The 6,914-nt window shown below is 72.5% G+C and carries 6 protein-coding genes; 1 reads left to right on the top strand and 5 read right to left on the bottom strand.

Going from position 1 to position 6,914, the window contains the following annotated elements; all coding sequences use genetic code 11:
* Positions 1-63: 63 nt before the first annotated feature.
* The gene (locus tag AOK15_RS38040; RefSeq protein WP_055523377.1) at positions 64-396 is read right to left on the bottom strand and encodes an SH3 domain-containing protein; all 333 of its coding nucleotides are present in this window, start codon (positions 394-396) and stop codon (positions 64-66) included.
* A gap of 183 nt (positions 397-579) precedes the next feature.
* Here AOK15_RS38040 and AOK15_RS38035 point away from each other — a divergent pair, with 183 nt between their 5' ends.
* Positions 580-2,781, top strand: coding sequence for a serine/threonine-protein kinase (locus AOK15_RS38035; RefSeq protein ID WP_055523375.1), 2,202 nt, complete (start codon positions 580-582; stop codon positions 2,779-2,781).
* A gap of 115 nt (positions 2,782-2,896) precedes the next feature.
* On the opposite strand, the gene ilvD is transcribed toward AOK15_RS38035, so the two are convergent.
* The 4 genes from ilvD to AOK15_RS38015 all read right to left on the bottom strand — a co-directional run.
* Positions 2,897-4,750 carry a dihydroxy-acid dehydratase gene (gene ilvD, locus AOK15_RS38030; protein WP_055523373.1) on the bottom strand — a complete coding sequence of 618 codons (1,854 nt, stop codon included), beginning with the start codon at positions 4,748-4,750 and terminating at the stop codon, positions 2,897-2,899.
* A gap of 115 nt (positions 4,751-4,865) precedes the next feature.
* Entirely contained in the window at positions 4,866-5,483 is a 618-nt protein-coding gene (locus AOK15_RS38025) for a TetR/AcrR family transcriptional regulator (protein WP_055523370.1), read from the bottom strand.
* Positions 5,480-6,301 carry a sugar phosphate isomerase/epimerase family protein gene (locus AOK15_RS38020; protein ID WP_079049281.1) on the bottom strand — a complete coding sequence of 274 codons (822 nt, stop codon included), beginning with the start codon at positions 6,299-6,301 and terminating at the stop codon, positions 5,480-5,482. Before AOK15_RS38020 ends, AOK15_RS38025 begins: the two co-directional genes overlap by 4 nt.
* A gap of 186 nt (positions 6,302-6,487) precedes the next feature.
* Positions 6,488-6,914: Ppx/GppA phosphatase family protein (locus AOK15_RS38015; protein WP_478078827.1), on the bottom strand; the 427-nt coding region annotated here is incomplete at its 5' end.

Raw genomic sequence — 6,914 nt, 5'->3', positions numbered from 1 at the left:
CGCCCCCGCCCAGCCTGCGGGCGGGGGCGTCCCTCTCGGCTCGTACCTGTAGCCCCTGGTGGGTCAGCCGCAGCGGCCGGCCACGTAGCCGTCGGCGCCGGTGTAGACGTAGGCGTCGGAGATGTAGTCGCCGTCGCCGATGTTGTCCCAGATGTTGGTGGTGCCGTAGGGGCCGGAGATGGTCTGGCCCGGGGTCTGGCAGAAGATCGGGACCCTGGCGCCCTCGGAGAGGACGCGGACGATGCTGTAGCTGGTGCTCGGGCCGCTGCGGACGTTGAGGCGGACGCCCGGGGCGACCGAGTAGTAGCGGACGGCTGCCGTCACCGCCGCGGCGGTCTCGGCCGTCGGCTCCCCCTCGCTGTCGCCCGTGATCTCTTCGACGCGGTCGATGGACATGCGAAATCTCCCCCCGTTTCACCCCATGACAGCCATGGGGACCCTTTGATACCCCTGAATCAAGCCACGCACACCTGTGCCTTATTCGCACGCGGAGGCTAGCAAGCCGCCTCTGTCTCGTACGCGTCATCCACTAGGCTCCGTGCGTCGCGCGAGCGGCCGGAACAGCACGGGGGTGTGCCCATGGCGCCACAGCGGGACACCGGTTCGGGAGCGGAAGCGGAACTTCCCGAGTACGCCGGTCAGTACCGCCTGGAGTCATGTCTCGGCTCCGGTGGCATGGGGATCGTGCACCTGGCCACCTCGACGTCCGGGCTGCGGCTCGCGGTGAAGGTGGTACACGCCGAGTTCGCCAAGGACCCCGAGTTCAGGGGGCGGTTCCGGCAGGAGGTCGCCGCCGCGCGTCAGGTGAGCGGCGCGTTCACGGCGCCGGTCGTCGATGCCGACACCGACAGCGCCCGGCCCTGGATGGCCACCCTCTTCATTCCCGGTCCCACCCTCGCCGAGCACGTCAAGCGGAACGGGCCCATGCCGCCGGGACAGTTGCGCCGGCTGATGGCGGGGCTCGCCGAGGCGCTGCGGGACATCCACCGGGCGGGCGTGGTGCACCGGGACCTCAAGCCCAGCAACGTGCTCCTCGCCGAGGACGGGCCCAAAGTCATCGACTTCGGGATCTCCCGACCCAAGGACAGCGAACTGCGCACCGAGACGGGCAAGTTGATAGGCACGCCGCCCTTCATGGCCCCGGAGCAGTTCCGGCGGCCGAGAGAGGTCGGGCCCGCCGCCGACATCTTCGCCCTCGGCTCGGTGACCGTCCACGCGGCGACCGGGCGCGGACCCTTCGACTCCGACAGCCCGTACGTCGTCGCCTACCAGGTGGTCCACGACGAGCCGGACCTCACCGGCGTACCGGAGAACCTCGCCCCGCTCGTGCGGGACTGCCTCGCCAAGGAGCCCGAGGACCGGCCCACGGCGGACGAGCTGATGCACCGGCTGCGGTCCGTGGCGGCCTCGTACGACACCCAGGCGTTCATACCGGCCCAGCGGGAGCAGGGGTCGGGGGCGGTCGGGGAGCGCGCGCGGGACTCCCTGGCGGAAAAGGGGTCAACGGGCCCGGACGGTACGGCTGCGGGCGTGGGGGACGGCGGGCAGCGCGACGGCGGTCCGGCGGACGCCACCGAAGCGCGGCGCGAGCGGGGTCGGCCGCGTCGGCGGGTCCTCGTCGTCGCCACCGCGCTGGTGCTGGTCGTGGGCGCCGTCCTCGGCTCGGTGCGGCTGTTCGGCGATGGCGGGGACGCGGCCGGCGGCGGTGCGGCCACGCCTCGCGCGACCGTGGCCGCCGCTCCCGCGCTCGAACCCTGGGCGACGAAACCGGCGCCGAAGAAGGCCGGGGCGCCGCAGTGCTCGTACGGGGCGGGGAAGCTGGTGTGCGCGCAGCCGGGGCTGGTGTCGGCGTTGGATCCGGCCGACGGCCGGGTGCTGTGGCGGCACCCCGTCAGCGGGGACACCAGTGAGCCGCCCGTCGTGTCGGGCGGTCTGGTGCACGTCTCGACGGACTCCGGCGGGCGCTCGCAGGCCCTCGACCCGGCGACCGGCGAGGTCCGCTGGGAACGGGACCTCACCGCGTACGGCAGTCGGCGGTTCGTGGGCGGTGTGCTCCTGCTGACCTCGGCCGACGGCACCGTCACCGGCCTGGACGGCGCGACCGGCGACACGCTGTGGAGCCGTGCCGTCCCCGGGCAGCGGGAGGCGTACTTCACCTCGTTCGGCGGGGACGGGCCGGCCTACGTGGCGAGCGTCACCGGCGAGGGGGCGGGGGCGCGGACGCGGGTCACCGCGGTGGATCCCGAGACCGGGGACGTCGCATGGGACGCGCGGCTGGACGGTGCGCTGAAGCCGGTGGGGGCCAGTGGTGACGCCCTCTTCCTGGTGGCCAGCGGCGGGGTGTACGGCGACACGGTGGGCGTCGTCCGCCATGACGCCGAAGCCGGGACGACGGACCGGTTCACGTTGCCCGTGCGGCTGGAGCAGGCGCTCGCCGTCGTCCGCGGTGACCGCGTGTATCTGCTGGGCATCGGCGGTTCGCTCGTGGCAGTCGACATGAAGGCGGGCAGGCAGCTGTGGCGGGCCGAGACGGGGGTGGCGCAGGGCTCGGCGCCCGTGGCCGACGAGCGGTACGTGTACTTCACCACCGCCGACGGGCGGCTGCTCGCGCTCGACGCCCGCAAGGGCCGGCTCACCGGACAGACTCCCCCGCGGCTCGGCGACACCGACCGGGTCGTGGCCGCGCTGACCACGCCGGTCGTCGTCGGGGGACGTGTCTTCGCGGGCGCACCCGACGGCACGGTGTTCGGGGTGGACGCGGGGGCTCCGGCGGGCTGGTGACCGCCCGGCGGACGTGACCGGCGGGCCGGGCGCGTGCCGTGGTCACTGGGGCGCCGAACGCGCGGGAGGGCCGCCGCCGGGAGGAGATCCCCGGCGGCGGCCCTCCGTACACGGGTCAGCCCAGCTTGGAGACGTCGCGCACGGCGCCCTTGTCGGCGCTGGTGGCCATCGCGGCGTACGCCTTCAGCGCGGCGGAGACCTTCCGCTCACGGTTCCTGGGGGCGTAGACGCCGTTCAGGGCCTGCTCGCGGCGGGCCAGTTCGGCGTCGTCGACGAGGAGCTCGATCGTGCGGTTCGGGATGTCGATGCGGATGCGGTCGCCGTCCTCGACGAGGGCGATCGTGCCGCCGCCGGCCGCCTCGGGCGAGGCGTGGCCGATCGACAGGCCCGAGGTACCGCCGGAGAAGCGGCCGTCGGTGATCAGCGCGCAGGACTTCCCGAGGCCGCGGCCCTTCAGGTACGAGGTCGGGTAGAGCATCTCCTGCATGCCGGGGCCGCCCTTGGGGCCCTCGTAGCGGATGACGACGACGTCGCCCTCCTTGATCTCCTTCAGCAGGATCTTCTGGACGGCCTCCTCCTGCGACTCGCAGACGACCGCCGGGCCCTCGAACGTCCAGATCGACTCGTCCACGCCGGCCGTCTTCACCACACAGCCGTCGACCGCGAGGTTGCCCTTCAGCACGGCGAGGCCGCCGTCCTTGGAGTAGGCGTGCTCGGCGGAGCGGATGCAGCCGCCCTCGGCGTCCTCGTCGAGGGAGTCCCAGCGCTCCGACTGGGAGAACGCCTCGGCGGAGCGGACACAGCCGGGGGCCGCGTGCCACAGCTCGACCGCCTCGGGCGACGGGGAGCCGCCGCGCACGTCCCAAGTCTTCAGCCAGTCGGAGAGGGAGGCGCTGTGGACGGAGTTGACGTCCTCGTTGAGCAGGCCCGCGCGGTGCAGCTCGCCCAGCAGGGCGGGGATGCCGCCGGCGCGGTGCACGTCCTCCATGTAGTACGTGCGGTTCTTCGCGACGTTGGGCGCGACCTTGGCCAGGCAGGGCACACGGCGCGAGACGGCGTCGATCTCGTTCAGCCCGAAGGGGACGCCCGCCTCCTGGGCGGCGGCCAGCAGGTGCAGGATCGTGTTGGTGGAGCCGCCCATGGCGATGTCGAGGGCCATGGCGTTCTCGAAGGCCGCGAACGAGGCGATCGAGCGCGGGAGGACCGTCTCGTCGTCCTGCTCGTAGTAGCGGCGGGTGATGTCCATGACCGTGTGGGCCGCGTCGACGTAGAGCTGCTTGCGGGCCGTGTGCGTGGCCAGGACCGAGCCGTTGCCGGGGAGGGACAGGCCGATGGCCTCGGTCAGACAGTTCATCGAGTTGGCGGTGAACATGCCGGAACAGGAGCCGCAGGTCGGACAGGCGTTCTCCTCGATACGGAGGATGTCCTCGTCCGAGATCTTGTCGTTCACGGCGTCGGAGATCGCGTCGACCAGGTCGAGCGTGCGGACCGTGCCGTCGACGAGGGTGGCCCGGCCGGACTCCATGGGGCCGCCGGAGACGAAGACCGTCGGGATGTTGAGCCGCAGGGCGGCGTTCAGCATGCCCGGGGTGATCTTGTCGCAGTTGGAGATGCAGATCAGGGCGTCGGCGCAATGGGCCTCGACCATGTACTCCACGCTGTCCGCGATCAGGTCGCGGGAGGGCAGGGAGTACAGCATGCCGCCGTGGCCCATGGCGATGCCGTCGTCGACGGCGATCGTGTTGAACTCGCGGGCGATGCCGCCGGCCTCGCGGATCGCCTCGCTGACGATCCGGCCCACCGGCTGGAGGTGGGTGTGGCCGGGCACGAACTCGGTGAAGGAGTTGGCGACCGCGATGATCGGCTTGCGGCCGATGTCCGCGCCCGGTACACCGGAGGCGCGCATAAGGGCGCGGGCGCCCGCCATATTGCGGCCGTGGGTGACTGTGCGGGACCTCAGCTCGGGCATCGTCGCTCGCCTCGCTCCTTCGGAGAGTTATGACTGAAGTCGAGCGTACGCCGCTTATCCAGTGGGCGGACACCTCGTCCGGATGACGGGACGAGCGTCTCGGTTTTCGGTGCCCTCAGTGGGGTGCCGTCAGATGGGCCTGCACCACGGGGGCCACTCGTCTGATGATCTGCTCGGGATCCGCCGACGCCAGGGGCTCGACCTTGATCACGTACCGGATCATCGCTATCCCCACCAGCTGCGCCGCCGCCAGTTCGGCCCGCAGTTCCGCGTCCGCGACGTCCAGCCGGCCGGCGATACGGCGGAGGACCTGGGTGGCGACGATCCGCCGGAACACGGCGGCGGCGGTGTCGTTGTTCACGGCCGACCGCACGATCGCGAGCAGGGGCGTACGGGTCGCGGGGTTCTCCCAGACGCCGAAGAAGAAGCGGGTGAGCCGCTCGCCGACGGTGTCGAGGGGGCCGTCCTCGACGGCTCTGGGCGCCTCGACCGCCGGGGCGAAGGAGAGCGTGATGGCAGCCTCGAACACCTGCTCCTTCGTCCCGAAGTAGTGGTGCACCAGCGCCGAGTCCACCCCGGCGGCCTTCGCGATCCCCCGGACCGACGTCTTGTCGTAGCCCCGCTCGGAGAACTCCTCACGGGCCGCGGCCAGGATGCGGTCACGGGCGGCGGGGGCGTCGGCCGCTTCCGCACGAGGGGGCCGTCCCCGGCGGCGGGGGGTGGCCGACGTCACGGCCGCGGGACCTTCGCGGAGGAGGCGAGGTGCAGCCGGGTGAAGGCGAGGGCCTCGGCGAGGTCGGCCTCGCGTTCGGCGCTGGACATGGCCCGGCGGGTGTTGACCTCGATCACGACGTGGCCGTCGAAACCGGAGCGGGCGAGGCCCTCCAGCAGCTCTGCGCAGGGCTGGGTGCCGCGACCCGGCACGAGGTGCTCGTCCTTGGCCGAGCCCCGCCCGTCGGCCATATGGACGTGACCGAGGCGGTCGCCCATGCGGTCGACCATCTCCAGCGCGTCGACACGGGAGGTCGCCGCGTGGCTGAGGTCGATCGTGAAGTGCCGGTAGTCGTCCTTGGTCACGTCCCAGTCGGGGGCGTAGGCGAGCATCTCGCGGTCGCGGTAACGCCAGGGGTACATGTTCTCGACGGCGAACCGTACGTCCGTCTCGCCCGCCATGCGCCAGATCCCGGTGACGAAGTCGCGCGCGTACTGGCGCTGCCAGCGGAACGGGGGGTGGACGACGACCGTGCTCGCGCCGAGCTTCTCGGCGGCCGCCCGGGCGCGCTGGAGCTTGACCCACGGGTCGGTGGACCACACCCGCTGGGTGATCAGCAGACAGGGGGCGTGAACGGCGAGGATGGGGATCTGGTGGTAGTCGGAGAGGCGGCGCAGCGCCTCCATGTCCTGGCTGACCGGGTCGGTCCAGACCATGACCTCGACGCCGTCGTAGCCGAGGCGCGCGGCGATCTCGAAGGCCGTCGCCGTGGACTCCGGATACACGGAGGCCGTGGACAGGGCGACCTTCGCGTCCGGGATCCGCACCACTTCTGCCACGCAGCACAGCCTAAAGGGTGGGCTTCGTCGTGTGGGGCAGGGGCGGGCGGTTGGCCGGGAGCGGGTGGCGCTCACCACATCGCCGCGGGAGGCGGCCGGCGCGGGCGGACGCGGGTCCCGCACGGTCGCCCGCGACGCTGCCCGCGCCCTCCGAGCCCCGCCGTCCCCCGTGTGTGAGGAGGGCTCCTAGGCGGTGCCCATGTGGTCCAGGCGACGCAGGATGACGCCCTCGCGCAGGGCCCAGGGGCAGACCTCCAGGGTCTCCACCTCGAACAGGTCCATGGCGCCCTCGGCCACCAGCGCCCCGGCGAGGAGCTGGTTCGCGCGGCCCTCGGAGACGCCCGGGAGGGCGGCCCGCTGGGCGGTGGTCATCCCGGCGAGCTTGGGAACCCAGGACTCCAGGGCCTGACGCTCGAGGTCGCGCTGGACGTAGAGGCCCTCGGTGGAGCGGGCGGCGCCGCCGATGCGGGCGAGCTGCTTGAACGTCTTGGAGGTCGCGACCACGTGGTCGGGCGCGCCGAAGCGGCTGAACTCGCCCACCGTGCGGGCGATCTGGGCGCGGACATGGCGGCGCAGCGCGCGGACGTCGTCCGGGGCGGGCGGGTCGCCGGGG

Origin of the sequence: Streptomyces ossamyceticus, assembly GCF_001418475.1 — a bacterium.
In the GTDB taxonomy this organism is placed as follows: Bacteria; Actinomycetota; Actinomycetes; order Streptomycetales; family Streptomycetaceae; genus Streptomyces; species Streptomyces ossamyceticus.
Note: the sequence above shows the minus strand (reverse complement) of the source record. Positions and strands in the feature narration are given on the sequence as shown.